The 16,372-nt window shown below is 47.9% G+C and carries 15 protein-coding genes; 10 read left to right on the top strand and 5 right to left on the bottom strand.

From position 1 onward, the window contains the following. Positions 1 to 242: 242 nt before the first annotated feature. The 3 genes from EOO49_RS11195 to ygiD all read left to right on the top strand — a co-directional run bounded on the left by EOO49_RS11195 (position 243) and on the right by ygiD (position 2,478). Complete coding sequence (locus EOO49_RS11195; protein ID WP_290845657.1) at positions 243 to 1,073, top strand: S1-like domain-containing RNA-binding protein; 831 nt, start codon at positions 243 to 245, stop codon at positions 1,071 to 1,073. Continuing rightward, positions 1,073 to 1,528 (top strand): DinB family protein, encoded by a 456-nt coding sequence (locus EOO49_RS11190; protein ID WP_290845654.1) that lies wholly within the window; start codon positions 1,073 to 1,075, stop codon positions 1,526 to 1,528. The genes EOO49_RS11195 and EOO49_RS11190 overlap by 1 nt, the downstream gene beginning before the upstream one ends. A gap of 71 nt (positions 1,529 to 1,599) precedes the next feature. Then, on the top strand, positions 1,600 to 2,478 hold the full coding sequence (ygiD, locus tag EOO49_RS11185) for a 4,5-DOPA dioxygenase extradiol (RefSeq protein ID WP_290845653.1): 879 nt from the start codon (positions 1,600 to 1,602) through the stop codon (positions 2,476 to 2,478). A 344-nt stretch (positions 2,479 to 2,822) separates the two neighbouring features. Here ygiD and EOO49_RS11180 read toward each other — a convergent pair whose 3' ends face one another. Next, positions 2,823 to 3,929 carry a C1 family peptidase gene (locus EOO49_RS11180; RefSeq protein WP_290845651.1) on the bottom strand — a complete coding sequence of 369 codons (1,107 nt, stop codon included), beginning with the start codon at positions 3,927 to 3,929 and terminating at the stop codon, positions 2,823 to 2,825. A 59-nt stretch (positions 3,930 to 3,988) separates the two neighbouring features. On the opposite strand from EOO49_RS11180, the gene EOO49_RS11175 reads away from it, so the two are divergent. From EOO49_RS11175 to EOO49_RS11145, 7 genes are all read left to right on the top strand, one after another. Further along, positions 3,989 to 4,828: a 1,4-dihydroxy-2-naphthoyl-CoA synthase gene (locus EOO49_RS11175; RefSeq protein ID WP_290845649.1), complete on the top strand. Its 840-nt coding sequence runs from the start codon at positions 3,989 to 3,991 to the stop codon at positions 4,826 to 4,828. Between the two features lie 123 nt (positions 4,829 to 4,951). Then, positions 4,952 to 5,464: a PH domain-containing protein gene (locus EOO49_RS11170; protein ID WP_290845648.1), complete on the top strand. Its 513-nt coding sequence runs from the start codon at positions 4,952 to 4,954 to the stop codon at positions 5,462 to 5,464. Continuing rightward, the gene (locus tag EOO49_RS11165) at positions 5,465 to 6,967 is read left to right on the top strand and encodes a PH domain-containing protein (RefSeq protein WP_290845647.1); all 1,503 of its coding nucleotides are present in this window, start codon (positions 5,465 to 5,467) and stop codon (positions 6,965 to 6,967) included. A 146-nt stretch (positions 6,968 to 7,113) separates the two neighbouring features. Continuing rightward, positions 7,114 to 8,058 (top strand): 1,4-dihydroxy-2-naphthoate polyprenyltransferase, encoded by a 945-nt coding sequence (locus EOO49_RS11160; RefSeq protein ID WP_290845646.1) that lies wholly within the window; start codon positions 7,114 to 7,116, stop codon positions 8,056 to 8,058. Between the two features lie 173 nt (positions 8,059 to 8,231). Beyond that, positions 8,232 to 8,909, top strand: a complete 678-nt coding sequence (locus EOO49_RS11155) for a metal-dependent hydrolase (RefSeq protein WP_290845644.1) — start codon at positions 8,232 to 8,234, stop codon at positions 8,907 to 8,909. Between the two features lie 162 nt (positions 8,910 to 9,071). After that, complete coding sequence (locus EOO49_RS11150; RefSeq protein WP_290845642.1) at positions 9,072 to 10,271, top strand: tetratricopeptide repeat protein; 1,200 nt, start codon at positions 9,072 to 9,074, stop codon at positions 10,269 to 10,271. After that, positions 10,268 to 11,302 carry an o-succinylbenzoate synthase gene (locus EOO49_RS11145; protein ID WP_290845640.1) on the top strand — a complete coding sequence of 345 codons (1,035 nt, stop codon included), beginning with the start codon at positions 10,268 to 10,270 and terminating at the stop codon, positions 11,300 to 11,302. Before EOO49_RS11150 ends, EOO49_RS11145 begins: the two co-directional genes overlap by 4 nt. 174 nt (positions 11,303 to 11,476) lie before the next feature. Here EOO49_RS11145 and EOO49_RS11140 read toward each other — a convergent pair whose 3' ends face one another. The 4 genes from EOO49_RS11140 to EOO49_RS11125 form a co-directional block, all read right to left on the bottom strand. Then, positions 11,477 to 12,463, bottom strand: coding sequence for a bestrophin family protein (locus EOO49_RS11140; protein WP_290845639.1), 987 nt, complete (start codon positions 12,461 to 12,463; stop codon positions 11,477 to 11,479). Between the two features lie 161 nt (positions 12,464 to 12,624). Beyond that, on the bottom strand, positions 12,625 to 14,871 hold the full coding sequence (locus EOO49_RS11135) for an acyl-CoA dehydrogenase (protein WP_290845638.1): 2,247 nt from the start codon (positions 14,869 to 14,871) through the stop codon (positions 12,625 to 12,627). Beyond that, positions 14,868 to 15,344: a nuclear transport factor 2 family protein gene (locus EOO49_RS11130; RefSeq protein ID WP_290845636.1), complete on the bottom strand. Its 477-nt coding sequence runs from the start codon at positions 15,342 to 15,344 to the stop codon at positions 14,868 to 14,870. Before EOO49_RS11130 ends, EOO49_RS11135 begins: the two co-directional genes overlap by 4 nt. A gap of 141 nt (positions 15,345 to 15,485) precedes the next feature. Continuing rightward, the gene (locus EOO49_RS11125; protein ID WP_290845634.1) at positions 15,486 to 16,148 is read right to left on the bottom strand and encodes a spermidine synthase; all 663 of its coding nucleotides are present in this window, start codon (positions 16,146 to 16,148) and stop codon (positions 15,486 to 15,488) included. Between the last annotated feature and the right edge of the window lie 224 nt (positions 16,149 to 16,372).

The raw sequence follows: 16,372 nt of genomic DNA, 5'->3' as shown, positions 1-16,372 counted from the left end.
TCGGAACTTCCTTCCCATCTTTTTTCTTGGTACCGACGCGCTCGTAACCTTTCCAACAAGGATCGTCCTTGACTTGTTTTTTCTTGGTTGCCATGATATTTTGTTTTTGGAAAGTTCCGACAATCGCGCATTTGTCACCTTATCGCATTCGTCCAAAAGATTGCAGATTTACTTCGTACCTTTGGCCGCATTTCCGTTTGTAAACGACAGTAAACGTTTACAAACGACAGTAAACGTTTAAAATGAAAATCGGGAAATACAACACGCTTGAGATTTTGCGCGAAACCAAAGTGGGGCTTTATCTGGGCGACGGAAAGGAAGAAGTCTTGCTTCCTAACAAATACGTGCCTTTGCAATACGAAATCGGTCAGGAAGTCGATGTTTTCGTCTATCTCGATCACGAGGAAAGAAAAGTCGCCACAACGCTTGAACCTTATATCTACCTCAATGAATTTGCTCTGTTGCGAGTGAATTACACCAATGAATTCGGGGCTTTCATGGATTGGGGAATGGAAAAGGACTTGTTCGTCCCGTTTGCCGAACAGGCGCGAAAGATGGAAAAAGGCAAGCGTTATATCGTCTATATGTTCGTCGACGAGAAGTCGAATCGCCTTGTCGGATCGAGCAAAACCAATCAATTCCTGGACAATTCCGAACTTTCGGTGGAAGTTGGCGATGAAGTCGATTTGTTGGTTTCACACATCACAGAAGCCGGCATCAACGTGATCGTAAACGAGTCTTTCAAAGGACTTTTGTTCGAGAACGAGGTTTTTGACGAAAGCATCAAGCCCGGAGATCGCCTTGTCGGATTCATCAAAAAAATCCGTCCGGGCAACAAAATCGACGTTTCGCTGGAAAAGCAAGGCTATGAAAAAGTCGAGCCAAATGCCCAAAAGATACTCGATAAACTGCAATCGGGCAGAGGTTTTTTGAGGCTGAACGACGAAAGTTCGCCCGAAGACATCAAATCGATTCTGCAAATGAGCAAGAAAACGTTCAAAAAGGCAATCGGCGCTTTGTACAAAGACCGAAAAATCGAAATCAAGGACGACGGAATCCAGCTGATAAAATAGTGGGAAAGGGCGCAGTTACGGCTTTGCTCGAGATTTATGCCGATAAAGTCGACGATTTGAAGCGCACGATTTCGGAAGTGTCCGATGAAAAATTGGTGCATGTTTTCGATCCTGAAACCCGAAATCCGGACTGTCTTTCCATCCAAACCATTCTCTCTCACGTCGTTTACGCCGGATTCGGCTATGCGACAACATTGCTCAATCGCAACGGACAACTTCAAAATCGTCCTCCGAAGCAACTTTTCGCGCACGTAAACATGTACATGTCCGCACTCGACGACATGGTAAATTTTACGCGTGAAGTTTTCGCGGAAATTTCCGATGAAGAGCTTGAAACCTGCGAGGAATCGGCTAAAATGCTTACCGGATGGCAACAACGTTACGACATCGAACAATTGATGGAACACGCGATTGTCCACATTTTGCGCCACGATCGGCAGATCAAAAACTTTTGAAGCGTTAAAATCCTGTCAACCAAAGTTGCATCCGTGAAAAATGTCATTATATTTGTATATACAAATGTTGTATGCGAAAACGAGATTTCATCAAAACGATACTAGGAGGAACGCTTATGGCTTCGACACAGCCTTTTTATAACTGGACAAAAGATTTGCTTGAGGAAGATTTGACGCATCCGGTTTTGTTCATCGGGCACGGCTCGCCAATGAACGCGATCCAGGACACGGAATTTTCGCAAACCTGGGCAAAATTCGGACGCGAGATTCCAAAGCCAAAAGCCGTTTTGGTCATTTCGGCGCATTGGCTCACGAAAGGAACGCACGTCACGGCCATGGATTTTCCCAAAACGATACACGATTTTGGCGGATTTCCGCAGGCTTTGTTCGACGTGCAATATCCGGCGCCGGGAAATCCGGAGCTGGCCAAATTTACGTCGGGTCTTTTTAAGGAAACAAATGTAGGGCTCGACCACGATTGGGGCTTGGATCACGGCACTTGGAGCGTCGTGCGCCATATGTATCCGAACCACGACATTCCCGTGTTGCAATTTTCCATCGACTATCACAAGCCGCCTGAATACCATTACAATCTGGCCAGACAGCTCAAGGCGTTGCGCAAGAAAGGCGTGTTGATTATCGGAAGCGGGAATATGGTGCACAACCTAAGAATGGTCGCCTGGGACAAACTTTCGGAACCGGAATATGGCTTCGATTGGGCGGTCGAGATGAATTCGGTTTTCAAGGAAAGGATCGGAAATGGCGATTTCAGGTCTTTGATCGAATACGAGAAACTCAATCCGGCGGCGAAATTGGCCATTCCCACGCCCGATCATTATTATCCGCTACTTTATGCGATGGCTTTGCAGGATTCCAAAGACGATGTGAGTTTCTTCAACGACAAGACTGTTGGCGGTTCTTTGAGTATGACCGGAGTCAAGTGGGGCTGAAGATCAAAAAATCCAAATCCCAAATCCCAAATCCCAAATTCCATCCCGATAGCATTGGGACAAAACACAACTCATGACTTTCGAGTACGGACGTTTACTGTTGGAAACGATTTTATGATCGGTGTGGTTTTTCCAAATCTAGCCTTTTTTTAATTCCGGGTACAGTCGAGGAATTTTTGGAGCAAAAAAAAATCGGAAGCCAAAACTCCCGATCGTTATTTATAAGTTTCAATTGCGCGAAAAGTGATCCTGCTTCCAAAACATCAATTGCTACTGCCTTGCAACTGCAACTGCAACTGCTTCTGCAACTGCCACTGCTTCTGCAACTGCCACTAACACTGCAACTAAATACCAAGTTCCTTTTTAGTCTTGGAAACCAAAGCCTTCTTGTGAACCATCACGGAAATCGCCTTGAGGCGCATGTAGGCCTGGCTCACGTAAATGAATCCGCCGTTTGCGACATTTTTCGAATCGCTTCCCCACGAATTTTTGACTTTGTAGTAAACGTTGCCTTTTTGGTCTTTGGCTTTCCCGACGATATGCATCAAATGGTCGTCGGTCGTATTGAAATTCTCGAATTCCGATTGGCGGAACTGCTGCGTGATTTGTTTTTCCGGACGGATTTCAGTCAGGATCGATTTCTCGTCGGCTTCATTCTGTGGAATGGCGGCAACCCCGAATTTGCTAGAGAACGTCTTTTCGCTCACGTCGGCATCCAAAGCTAGCGTATAACCTTTGTCGAGCGCGTTGTCGATGTTGGAGATGAATTCGTCAAGCGGAAGATTGTACATTTTCCCGTTTGAGAAATTGTCCGGGATATCGAGCACGAAATTCGAGTAGAACGGCGCTTGTGTGAAAGAAGTAATAGTCACGTAGTCAGATAACTTGAGTTTTGTCATTTCAAGGAATGACTTAGGCGAATATTTCTTGCCGTCAAACGTGAATTCGGATACATCTTTGCCCATGTATTTGTCGAGAATCGCATCGACTTTGTTCTGCCAGTCGGCTTGCGGTTTCTCGGCATTTGCCTTGACCAACACTTCGAGTTCCTTGACCATTTCGGCGTGGTTGTAGGCTTTTTGTCCTTCGGTCAAACCGGAAAAAGCGCTCAAGGGCACGATCCCGAATTCCTTGGCGCTGTTGATCACATCGTGATTGAGTCCGCCTTCGCCAAATTGGGCGTGGCCTTGGCGCATGATGTAGTTGTAGGCTTTCTTCGGATAGGTGTGGCGCACATTGTACATTTCCGAGAGGTCGATATGCTTGCCAGTGGTCCGGAAAATTTCCGATTCCAGGAACGACGTCGACGAAAAACTCCAGCAAGTTCCCGTAATGCCTTGCGAAATCACGGGTTCGCACTCCAGATTTGCAACCGATTGGAACTCATATTTTTGGGAAAACCCTGAAAAAGCGATTGCCGAAAAGGCGGCGCAGGCCAAGTATTTTTTCATGGAAAGCTAATTTTTATGCGGCCGAAAAGTACTATTTTTACGCAAATAATCCGTCCACAATGGCAGAAATTAACTGGCAGACCGCCATAGAGTTCGAAGACATCACTTACAGAAAATGCAACGGTGTCGCGAGAATCGCCTTCAACAGGCCAAACGTGAGAAACGCTTTCCGACCAAAAACCACCAGCGAGTTGTATCGCGCTTTTTACGATGCGCAGGAAGACACGTCGATTGGTGTGGTTTTGCTTTCTGCCGAAGGTCCGTCTACCAAGGATGGTATCTGGAGTTTTTGCTCCGGAGGCGACCAAAAGGCACGCGGCCATCAAGGGTATGTGGGCGAGGACGGAATGCACCGACTGAACATCCTCGAAGTCCAAAGGCTCATCAGATTTATGCCGAAAGCTGTGATAGCGGTCGTTCCGGGTTGGGCAGTCGGCGGCGGACACAGTCTTCACGTGGTTTGCGATTTGACGCTTGCCAGCAAGGAACATGCGATCTTCAAACAGACCGATGCCGACGTCACGAGTTTCGACGGCGGATACGGATCGGCTTATCTGGCCAAAATGGTCGGACAGAAAAAGGCGCGCGAGATTTTCTTCCTCGGACGCAATTATTCGGCTCAGGAAGCTTTCGAGATGGGAATGGTCAACGCCGTCATTCCGCACGACGAGCTCGAAGCGACGGCTTACGATTGGGCTCAGGAAATTCTTGCCAAATCGCCAACGTCCATCAAAATGCTGAAATTCGCGATGAATCTGACAGACGACGGAATGGTTGGGCAACAGGTTTTCGCCGGAGAAGCGACGCGTCTGGCCTACATGACCGAAGAAGCGACCGAAGGCCGGAACGCTTTCCTTGAAAAACGCAAGCCGAATTTTGAGAAGAAGTGGATTCCTTGACAGTGCCTGAGTGCGAAGTGCTTGAGTGCCGGAGTTCTCTCGAAGTCTCAAGATTTCCGTAATCTGTCCGTCTATTATCTATCCGTCTATTATCTATCCGTCTATTATCTATCATCTTAGAGCATGGAATTCACCAACGAAACCCTCGATACCAACACTCTTCCGCGTTTTGAGGAAGTTCGGCTTACCAAAATCCACGGCGATTACTGGAAAGTGATTTTGATCGTGGAAGCCATCATTTTCCTGATTGTGGGCGCCGGGCTTGGTTTTATGTATTATTTCCAGCGGGAATTTCAGGAATACGGACTTTATCTGGTCATCGCCTACATCGTTTTGATCCTTGCGACAATCGGATTTTCACGACTCAGTTTCGTCAAGAAGGGATTCGCTTTCCGAGAGCACGATGTTTTGTACAGAGACGGCGTGATCGCCACGACAACTATGGTGATTCCCTACAACCGCGTTCAGCACGTGGCTTTGCACGAAGGCGCGATCTCGAGAATCTTCGGATTGGCCAAAATAGAGGTTTTCACCGCCGGCGGACACCAAAGCGATCTGCAGATTCCCGGAATAGAGAAGGAGCAGGCCGAAAATATCAAGCAGTTGCTCATGGGCAAAATCCGAAAAGAACTTTAAATGGCCAATTTCAGCAGTCCGCAAAGGCAGTCCAAAGTAGGGATTATCGTGATGTTCGCCCACACTTTACAGGAATGGGGACGCGCGCTTTTCCCGATCCTGATCATTTCCGCCGTGAATTTCACGAAGGCCAAAGCGATCTATCTGACCTTGACTTTCGTCGGATTTCTGGTAATTGCGATTGTCATCGGATGGCTGCGTTACCGCAATTTCACGTTTTGGATCGACGAGGAAAACGAGGAATTCCTGATCACCGAAGGCATCCTGAACAAGTCGAAAACCGTTGTCCAACTGCAAAAAATCCAACAGGTAAATATCAACCAATCGTTCTTGCAGCGCATCATCGGCGTTTATACGTTGGAAGTCGACACGGCCGGATCGAGCAAGAAAGAAGGAAAGATCAGGGCAATTTCGCATGCGCTGGCTTTGGCTTTGAAAGAACGTCTGCTCGAGAATTCAAGGCGAATTGTCCTGGATGAAACCGTTGATGATTCTGATACTGAAGTTGCATCCGAAACCACATCGGAACCAAAACCTTTCATCAAGATTTCATTCCTGAGCCTTTTCAAATATGGGATCACGTCGAATTACCTGAGAACGATGGGTTTGCTTTTCGCATTTTTTTGGACGATTTACGAAAACATTCACCGCGCGTTGCAAAGCACGAGTTACGACCCGAATCTCGAGCGGTATTTCGAGGAATCGATTGCGTTTACGACGGGAATGATTTTCGTGATGATCTTGCTTTTGTCGATTTTGATCATCAATGTGATACGGGTTATGCTGCGTTACTTTGGCTATTCGATCTCGAGGCAGAAAGGTTCTTTGCTGCTTTCTTTCGGACTCATCAATACCAAATCGACGATCCTAAAGCCTGAAAAAGTCCAGATCACGACCGTTTCCCAGAATTATTTCCAGAAAAAGATGGACATTCTCGAGTTGCGCATCAAACAGGCGACTTCTGGCGCGGCCGAAAGCAAACAGACGGCCATCGAGATTCCGGGTGTCAATGCGATCGAGCGCGATTCCATCCATAAATTGCTGTTCGGATCTATTCCTGAAAAAGGCGTGATGCTAAAACCGAATTACCGCAAGCTGGTGTTTTCGATATTCCTGTCGATTGTCGTACCTTTAGGAATAGCCTATTTGGCGATGCCCACGGACGTTCTTATCGATTTTTACTGGATTTTCCCGGTTTGGGCGATCTTAAGAGGAACATTGCTGTTTTTCGGCTTTCGGAATTATAGGCTGTTCATAAACGACAGATTCATAATCAAGCAAAGTGGCGCCTGGGATATCGCCAATCAAATCATCGAGCCCGAGAAGATTCAGGCATTGTCGGTTACGCAGCTGTTTTGGCACAAGTCGGCCAACATTGGCTATCTCACGATATATACCGCCGGCGGGAATTTGTCTTTCCAATTGGGGAATTACACGTCCGTAAAGGCCTACGTGAATAAATGGTTGTATGAAATGGAAACGAGTGACAGCAATTGGATGTGAGTCGAGTGTCGGAGCACGAAGTTCCTGAGTCGCTGCTTTTTTTTCCGAGTCACAGACTCGGCCACACAATTCGCGAAGTTGCAAACTTCGCTCGTCAAAAAAACATAAAATCAGCTAATAAAAAGAGTAAACAAAACACCAAATTAATGAAACACTGGATTGAAGCCGCACGCGTGCGCACCTTGCCACTTTCCGTATCAGGAATCCTGATCGGTTGTTTTTACGCCATGAAAGACGGCGATTTCAACTGGAAAATCGTCATTTTCGCGCTGTCGACAACTTTGCTGCTACAAATTCTCTCCAACTTTGCCAACGATTACGGAGACGGAGTAAAAGGAACCGACAACGAAGACAGGATCGGGCCGACGCGCGCCATCCAAAGCGGCGTCATTTCGCCTGCGCAGATGAAACGCGCCATAATCGTCACTTCTGTCATCACGATGATTTCGGCCGTGACGCTGATTTATTTTTCGTTCAAGGAAAAATACCTGATCTATTCGCTTGTTTTCCTGTTTCTAGGCGTTTTGGCGGTCGCTTCTGCCATTCGGTACACGGTGGGAAACACAGCTTACGGCTATCGCGGCTATGGCGATCTGTTCGTGTTGATTTTCTTCGGATACGTTTCTACGCTGGGAATTTACTTCATGTTCAAGAAAGAAATCGATCCGCTGTTGATCATGCCTGCTACGGCCGTAGGATTTTTGAGCGTCGGCGTGCTCAACCTGAACAACATGCGCGATGAGGAATCCGACAAAAAATCCGGAAAAAATACCATTGTAGTGAAAATAGGAGGTGCGGCCGCCAAGAAATACCATTTTTTCCTTGTGGTTTCGGCCATGGTTTTGGTGTTGGTATTCTCGTATTTGAGAGAATTCACTTGGGATCAATATCTGTATGTGATCGCTTTTATTCCAATGATCGCTCATTTGGCAAGGGTCGCCAAAAACAAAGAGCCGAGAGCGCTAGATCCCGAACTCAAGAAGTTGGCCATCAGTACTTTTCTGATGTCGGTCTTGCTGGCGCTTTCGCTGATTTATTTCCTTCAGGATATCGTCGTGCAGATATTTACGGCGCTGACGAATCCTCATTGAGTGCCTGAGTGCCTGAGGGAAAAAGTGCCTGAGTTCACTCTCGATAGCACAGCTTCTGAAAATCTGACATTCTAAAAATCCGACAGTCTTAAATTCCAAAAATCTGAAAATCAGCTACCGGAAAAGTCTATCATCTATCCGTCTATCCTCTTTTATCTAAAAACAACAACACTATGAAAATCACCTACCTAGGCCACGCAAGCCTTTCAATAGAAGTCTCCGGCCGCCACATCATCGTCGATCCTTATATCACTGCCAACGAACTCGCTTCGCACGTCAACATCGACGATCTCAAAGCCGATTACATTTTGGTCACGCACGCCCACGGCGACCACGTGCTCGACGTCGAGGCGATCGCAAAACGCACCGGAGCAACAATCGTGTCAAATGCCGAAATCGCCACATACTACGAGCAAAAAGGCTTCAAGTCGCACGGCATGAACTACGGCGGAACGTGGGAATTCGACTTCGGCAAAGTGAAATATGTCGTGGCGCACCATTCAAGCGGTTTCCCTGACGGCACCTACGGCGGAAATCCGGGCGGATTCGTCATCGAAAGCGAATTCAAGAACATTTACATCGCCGGTGACACATCGGTCACTTTCGACATGCAATTGATTCCGATGCGCACCAAACTCGATCTGGCCATCTTGCCGATCGGAAGCAATTACACGATGGACGTGGAAGACGCTATAATCGCCTCTGATTTCGTAGAATGCGATAAGGTTTTGGGCTATCACTACGATACTTTCGGTTACATCAAGATCAACCAGGAAGACGCTTTGCGCAAATTCTCCGAAGCCGAGAAAGAACTGATTTTGCTGCCAATTGGCGACTCGGTTGACTTGTAGTGAAACTCTAAATCCCAAATCCCAAATCCAAATTCCAATTGGTTTCATAGCGGGAATTTTTCAAAAGACTAACTTTGGACTTTTTCCAGCACGGAAATAGGTTCAGCTTTGGAATTTGGAATTTGGATTTTTAACGCTGGGCTGCAAACAAAACACGCAGAAATGAAGTTGTCAAGATCAATATTCGCGCTCGCTTTGGGCATTTTGTCGGCAAACCTGTCGGCGCAGAACGGCTTTTGGGACAAAGACCGAGCGACCACAAAAGAAATCGTCGTGCCCGCGGGCGAAAGGATCGTCGTAAAGACAGAGAATTTCCCGCTCGGAACGACAGAGTTCGTTTACAGGATCACGGTGCTCGACGAGAACCAACAAATGGCGAACAGTCTTGTATCGCTGCTCAAATCGATTCCTGATCCTTCGGGAATCAGCCAGGGATCGGCGGGAGCGGTTTTTCTTTTGTCGAAAATCTCAGGAGACGACAAGTGCAAATACGCCTTGTTCACGGAAAAAGACAAATCCGAAGCTTACAAACAATCGGGAAAACCAGAAAAAGCCTGCATTTACCAAAACGTTCCGGTTTCAAAAGAAGTCAAGCTCGTCACGGGACGTTCGCTTTGCCTGAACACGCCGTTCGTGTATTTCGGGTTCGAAAGCGACAACTGGATCATGAAACAGAAAATCGTGCTCGAGGTCGTGCCTTGGGTCGACAAAAAGGCCGCGACCGGCTGGACGAACGAGAACAAGAAATCGGTCATTGAACTTTGCGGAACTTCGGGTCTGGCACAGCTCATGACAGATTCCGAACCCTTGTGTTCGTGCATTCTTGACCAATTCACGTTCAAATACACTTTCGCCGAATACCAAAAATTGCTTGTCGAGGAGAAAGCCAAGGCGTTTCGCGATTTCGGCGACAACTGCCTCGATTCGAAATCCGCCAACAAAGGGCTTTTGACCGCCGTGAGAATCCAGGCGCAACAGCATTTCGCCTCTGGAAAATACGACAAAGCAATCGATTTGCTAAACTCGGCGATTTTCACCAACGGAAACGCGATCGTTAGAGATTACTACAATCAAGGCCAAAATTATCTGTATTCGCGACAATTCTCGAAAGCCAGACAGCATTTCGAGGAAGCCGAAAAGCTTGACAACTCCGATCTTTTCGTCAAACTCGGAAAGGCGCACGCCCTTTTGCTCAGCGACGATTTCTCCCGAGCCCGCGACATTTACCGCAAGTACAAAGGCGAGAACGTGAACACGACGAGTTCGTGGAAAGAGCGCGTCAAAAAGGACTTCGCCGATCTTAAAAAGGCAGGTCTGGACTCGAAAGATTACGACCGCGTGATCAAAATCCTTGAAGATTGAAAGCTTCCTACAAGCGATACGACCTCGATTTCAAACGGCCTTCGGGAACTTCCCGCGGCATTCTTACCCAAAAAGAAACCTGGTTCCTGGTTCTTGAAAAAGACGGAAAAACGGGAATAGGCGAGTGCGGACTTTTGCGAGGCCTTTCTGCCGACGACAGGCCCGATTACGAGCACAAACTGCAATGGGTTTGCGACAACATTTCACTCGGCGAAAACCGGCTTTGGGAAGCGCTTCCGGAATTTCCGTCGATACAATTTGGTGTTGAAATGGCTTTTCGTTCTTTGGAAAGCGAGTCACCGTTTTTGTTATATCCGACCGCGTTTACAATAGGCCAAAAATCGATTCCGATAAACGGTTTGGTGTGGATGGGAAACGAGTCTTTCATGCTCGAACAGATCCACGAAAAAATAGCCTCGGGCTTCGACTGCATCAAGCTCAAGATAGGAGCGATCGACTTTGGAAAAGAGCTCGAATTGTTGCGGTTCATCAGGGCCAATTTCACAGCGGAACAGATGGAAATCAGGGTAGATGCAAACGGGGCATTCACTTTAGATTCGGCTTTATATAAATTAAGTCAATTATCTGAATTCGAGTTGCATAGTATTGAACAACCGATTGCAAAAGGACAACCTGACAAAATGGCAAAATTATGTTTGGATGCGCCATTTCCCATTGCATTGGACGAAGAGCTGATAGGCGTTTTTTCGCGCGAAGAAAAGGCCGATTTACTCGATAAGATCAAACCCCAATATATCATTTTGAAGCCAAGTTTCATAGGCGGATTTCGCGGTACGCAAGAGTGGATTTCGCTGGCCGAAGAACGCAATATCGGTTGGTGGATCACCTCGGCTTTGGAGAGCAATATCGGGTTGAATGCGATCGCACAATGGACTTTTACTTTGGGAAATCCGATGCCTCAGGGTTTGGGAACCGGCGCACTTTACACCAACAACATCGATTCGCCTCTCGTCGTGAAAAACGGACGTCTTTTCTACGATCCGGAACTGGTTTGGGGACGAATGCCCTAGCCCCGATATAGCGGGAAAGCCCGCAGCTTTTGGCGCTTTATTTTTAAGGTTTGGCGAAGCGACCGAAGGAAGCTCTTGTCAAAACTATAAAAATTTGCGCCCAAAGCGAGGACTTGAAGCGGCAGCGGGATTTGGCTTCTGATCTTTTGTGGCGAAACAATCGCCTGTGTTCGATCACATCAAAATATTGTTTGTGGCTGTAATTGGCGGTGGAAGTTCGGTTTCTTCGAGCATTTCGCGCAAGTCGATTTCGATCATACGGCTCATGTTGGCCATCGGGATGTCGTTTGGTCCGCCTTCAAAGGGATTTTCGGTCGCTTCACCCACTTTGTCCATGGCGGTAAAAACCCAGGAAACAATCGTGGCAAACGGTATGGCGAACCACGCGCAATCGGGATGGATTCTTGCGAACTCGCCCAACATTCCCATCGGAAGCAAAATCACGAACATCCAAACGAAGAAAAAAGTGATGCTGGCGAATTGCCTCGGATACGGGAAATTCTTGATGCGCTCGCATCTTCCCTGATGATCGTAAAGGTTCGACAAAGCTTGCTCGAGTTCGACGTATTCAAAACTTCCGACAGCGTCTTTTTGCCTGAGTTGCTTGATATGCTTGGACTGCAAGGCAATGATTTGCGTCGCGCGGTTTTTCTTTGAAAGCACGTAAGCCATTTCTTCATCGGACAGGAATTTGCGCAATTCGTCCTCCAAAGGCGTCTCCCATTCCGGAACCGAATAGTGTTTCCGATATTCCTTGAAATGCGGACGGCTCGAGTTTTCCCAGCCGCGCGTTTCCCGAAGTTGGTAGCGCAAAGCCGTAAGCCACGCGCAATGACGGTAAATGAGCCTGGTGTGGGTTTCCTTGTCGGAATGTATGAAATCACGGCTCGCGATTCCCCAAGTACGGCTCGTATTGACGATCGCGCCCCAAATTTGTCTGGCTTCCCAAAGTCGGTTGTAGGTTTGGGTATTCTTGAATCCGATGATAAAAGCCGCGGCAGTGCCAACCATGGCGATCGGAACCCAGGGCAAGGCGACCCAATGCCAGCCGACCCATTTGTAGAGTAAAGCCGGAACGGTCGATAAGATTACGATTACGTAGATGTCGCGTCGCGTCCAAAGCAGGAATTCGGGCAGGCAATAGCGTTTTCCGGTGTGCATGTCGAAGTGTTTTGCGCCAATTTAAGAAATTCCGACAAGTGATCGTAACGCGTTATCGTCCCGAAGATCGGAATTTTCGATTTCCGGAGTGAATTTGCAAAAGTCGGACACAAACAGATTTATGTCCCGTTAAACTCAGGATCTCAGGCACTTTGCACTTGTCACTTCAGCACTTCCGCGCCCAACAGATTTTCGGGAATCCCAAAAGCTTTGACCAAAGGAACAGCGTCTTTCCTGATTTCCCAACACAATTGGTTCACGAGTTTGCGTATCGCTTTGGTCTTGGCACTTTCCATATAGCCGTCCTCGAGATACCAGCCTTTGTGGGTTTCAAGCAGATGCAGTGCGAAGAGATTGCGCAGTTGTTCCAGGCGTTTTTTGCTTTCGGAATCTTCGTTATTCGAAATGGCAGCCTCGAATTGCTCGAGAATCACGCGTTCGAGATAAGCTTTTGCCACGTCCATCATCTGATGTTGGGCAACGTTGAATGCATCGTAAGGGTCAAGTCCGGAATCGACCAGCTTTTTGAGCCGTTTCGCCGCCGAAGCCAAAATCGTTTTCTCGCGATACAGGAACGCTTGCAGATGAAACGCATAATCGAGCAAATGGGCGTCATCGGTTCTTCTGGTTATGATAGGATTCTTCTCCGAAACGGCCGTTTTGGCGTTCTCGAACACATAAGTGATCATGCCGGCCACGTCGAGTTTCCCGAATTCCTTGCGAAATTCCGACAGCCTGTTTTTGGCCACCAATTGCGTCAGGACAGTGTTGTCTCCCTCAAAAGTCGTGTAGATTTCGGTGTCGTTCTTCAAAGCGTCGATGCGATTTTGACTCAGATAGCCTTTCCCGCCCATGGCTTCGCGGCATTCCTGTAAGCCGTCGCGCACATTCCAGGTCACGTAAGCCTTCATCCCGGCGGCGAGCGCTTCGATTTCCTGCATTTCGTCTTCGGTCCTGTCCAAAAATCTCTGCGTCAGATGTCTCAACGCAAAGTGGAAAGCGTAAGATTTGGCGAGATAGGGCAAAAGTCGCCTTTGGTGCATGCGATAGTTGAGGATTGGAACTTCAGATGCGCCTTCCGGACCGAATTGCCGTCTTTGGTCGCTGTAGCGGATTGCGATTTCGAGTCCGGATTTCAAAGCCGACAAAGCCGATCTCGGGATGCCGATGCGTCCGCCGACAAGCGTTCCCAACATCGTGAAAAAACGCCTGTTGTCGCTCGGGATCGGACTTTGGAACTGGCCGTTTTCGTCGACCGAAGCGAATTTGTCGAGCATGTTTTCCATCGGGATCACGACATTTTCAAACCGAAGCGTTCCATTGTCCACGCCGTTCAGACCCATTTTGTGGCCGCAATCGGCTATCGTGACGCCGTCGCAGGTCGTTCCGTCTGGATTTCTTATCGGAACGATAAAAGCGTTCACGCCATAATCTTTTCCGTCGAGGATCAATTTGGCGAAAACCGTGGCCATTTGTCCGTGTTTGGCCGCATTTCCGATGTATTCCTTTTGGTCATTCGGCGTCGGAGTGTGGATCGTGAAAGTCTTGTTTTGATGGTTGTATGTGGCCGTCGTCTGCAACCCTTTCACGTTCGACCCATGATTCGTTTCGGTCATTGCAAAACAACCCGGAAGTGTAAGCGATCCGATCTTTTGCAGGTATTTGCTGTGGTGTTTTTCGGTTCCGAGGAAATAAACCGACATGCCCCAAAGCCCGAATTGCACGCCAAATTTGATCACGAGGCTCAAGTCGTGAAAACTCAGCGCTTCCATGACCGAAAAATAGTCCTTCATGTTTCCGCCGCCTCCGAATTCCTTCGGGAAAGCCATGTTTCCGAGATTTTCGTCGGCTAAGATCTTGCACCACTCAAGCACTTTTTCGCGATAAGCGTCCACATCGGTCGATTCGAAATAAGCGAACTCCGGACGCGACAGAACCGATTTTACCTTAGCGATGATTTCAGCTTCGTCCGCATCCAAAAAGGCCTGCATTTTCGCGACATCAAATCCGTGAACCGTGTCGTGCTTTGCCGTAAGCGTATTTTCGGGCGTGAGAAAATGCTGCATCGTTTCCTCGCCCAGAACGCCGAGTTCGTTCTCGAGCTGCACGAAAGATTCTCGCGCATCGGCGAAAGCCTGATTTTTGCCCGAAAGTTCAAACGACAGATTGAAAAGCGAGCGAACTTGCGGATTCTCAAGCAAAGTCTGGCGCACTTCGGTTTTCCATAACGCCAAGTCTTCGCGCGTCGGCGGATTCGAAATATCGACCTTTTGGAGCAATTCCGTTTTCTCGGAATCGGGAATCCAATCCTGGTTTTCGAAAAAACGGCGTATCGATTCGAACTCGGTCTGCGTGAGCAAATCGTCCGACCAAGCCAGATATAGCAACGGATAGAAAGCTTTTGTCATCGTAGTTGTTTGTTTTGCCAGATTTTAAGCGAGGCCAGCGCTTGTTGGCGCACTTTGTTTTTGAGGAAATCGGTTTTGCCGAAAAGCCAGCCCGTGAGTCCGAAGGCTTGCCGGCTCCAGACTGCGAAGTCGAAAGTGTCCTCGTGCGTAAAAATCAGTCCGTCCTTGAAAGTGAATTTTGCCGAAATCTTGTTGACGACCTGGCGTCCGGTTTTCGAAAACGGATACTGCGCCACCCATTTGGCCGATCCTTGCTCCAAATCGGCATGGATATCGGAGAATTCTACCGTGAGATTGCCTTTGGAACGCTCGAGCAACATGCGCCACATATCGGCTGCGTCCCTGCCGTGAAGTTTCCCGAAAACCGAATCCTCGAAAGTGATTTCGGGATGGTAGCAACTCGCCATCGTTTCCGGTTCTTGCTGGGCAAATGCCGCGTAAAATTCCTCAATCAATTGTTCGTGCGGATTCATTTTTGGAGATTTAGGTTGGCAGATAGATAATAGATAATAGACTGATAGATTATAGACGGATAGATGATGGACACTTTTCGGCCGCGACATTGTCTATTATCCCAAAGTTTATCATCTATTATCTAAATTAAAGATTTCAGACTAGATTTTCTCGACGATTATGACTTCGTTATGGTTTTCGAGTCGGGGAAGGCATCGGCACTTGAAGGATTCGCGGTCGAAGTGCGACAGGTATTGCACGTTGCGGCTGTCGTGCTTTCCGGTGAGCGTCATGGTGTTGAACAGGATGAAACCGTTTTTTTTGAGCAGGAATCCGAGTCTTTCGGCGAAGAATTTCTCGAACAGGAAATTGGGCATTTCGGTGTCCTGGAAAACGTCGATGATGATCAGATCGTAGTGCTTTTTGGTCTTGAGCACGAATTCGAACGCGTCGTCGATCGCGATTTCGAGGTTCGGGATTTGGTCGAGACCGAAATATTCATTGGCGACCTTGATGATATCGGGATCGATTTCGACGCCCGTGATTTGCCCTTTGCATCCGATTTCGTCCACCAAAGTCTTGATGACGCTTCCGCCGGCCACGCCAAGCACGAGGATTTCGGGCATCGGACGCACTTTCTCGAATCCGATATTCTTGAGTCCCAAACGCAAAACGCGCTGCAGACTTCCGTAGGAATAATTGGTATTCTTGGAATCGAGCACCAATTGTCCATTGGCCCAAGTGATCTCGATGGTCTTGCTGATCGCGGATTTGCGGCTGTGGATTTTGAGCGGATACAGGTAGGAAAGGAGTCGCCGGAGCATTTTTGGTTTTTTGTAAAAATAGTTTTTTGGCGCGAATGCCGCTATTTTTTTGCTTGCCACAGATTCGGTTTTTGGATGCACTCGTGAATTCGCGGCTGAAATAATTTTTTCGGTTTCGCTTTTTTGCCACGAATGGACGAATGTCACGCGTTGCTGATTTTTTGCCACGGATGCACGGATTTTCACGGATCGCACGGATTTCAGTTCGGGTTAACCTGCAAGGT

Origin of the sequence: Flavobacterium sp., from assembly GCF_004295795.1 — a bacterium.
Taxonomy (GTDB): Bacteria; Bacteroidota; Bacteroidia; order Flavobacteriales; family Flavobacteriaceae; genus Flavobacterium.
This window is presented reverse-complemented; position numbering and strand designations above follow the sequence as displayed.

What these genes read in the sequence shown, in the direction of transcription:
- EOO49_RS11160 (WP_290845646.1), top strand. Translation starts at nt 7,114, where the DNA reads ATGAAACACTGGATTGAAGCCGCACGCGTGCGCACCTTGCCACTTTCC.
- EOO49_RS11130 (WP_290845636.1), bottom strand. Translation starts at nt 15,344, where the DNA reads ATGAATCCGCACGAACAATTGATTGAGGAATTTTACGCGGCATTTGCC.
- EOO49_RS11195 (WP_290845657.1), top strand. Translation starts at nt 243, where the DNA reads ATGAAAATCGGGAAATACAACACGCTTGAGATTTTGCGCGAAACCAAA.
- EOO49_RS11125 (WP_290845634.1), bottom strand. Translation starts at nt 16,148, where the DNA reads ATGCTCCGGCGACTCCTTTCCTACCTGTATCCGCTCAAAATCCACAGC.
- EOO49_RS11170 (WP_290845648.1), top strand. Translation starts at nt 4,952, where the DNA reads ATGGAATTCACCAACGAAACCCTCGATACCAACACTCTTCCGCGTTTT.
- ygiD (WP_290845653.1), top strand. Translation starts at nt 1,600, where the DNA reads ATGCGAAAACGAGATTTCATCAAAACGATACTAGGAGGAACGCTTATG.
- EOO49_RS11180 (WP_290845651.1), bottom strand. Translation starts at nt 3,929, where the DNA reads ATGAAAAAATACTTGGCCTGCGCCGCCTTTTCGGCAATCGCTTTTTCA.
- EOO49_RS11175 (WP_290845649.1), top strand. Translation starts at nt 3,989, where the DNA reads ATGGCAGAAATTAACTGGCAGACCGCCATAGAGTTCGAAGACATCACT.
- EOO49_RS11165 (WP_290845647.1), top strand. Translation starts at nt 5,465, where the DNA reads ATGGCCAATTTCAGCAGTCCGCAAAGGCAGTCCAAAGTAGGGATTATC.
- EOO49_RS11140 (WP_290845639.1), bottom strand. Translation starts at nt 12,463, where the DNA reads ATGCACACCGGAAAACGCTATTGCCTGCCCGAATTCCTGCTTTGGACG.
- EOO49_RS11155 (WP_290845644.1), top strand. Translation starts at nt 8,232, where the DNA reads ATGAAAATCACCTACCTAGGCCACGCAAGCCTTTCAATAGAAGTCTCC.
- EOO49_RS11150 (WP_290845642.1), top strand. Translation starts at nt 9,072, where the DNA reads ATGAAGTTGTCAAGATCAATATTCGCGCTCGCTTTGGGCATTTTGTCG.
- EOO49_RS11135 (WP_290845638.1), bottom strand. Translation starts at nt 14,871, where the DNA reads ATGACAAAAGCTTTCTATCCGTTGCTATATCTGGCTTGGTCGGACGAT.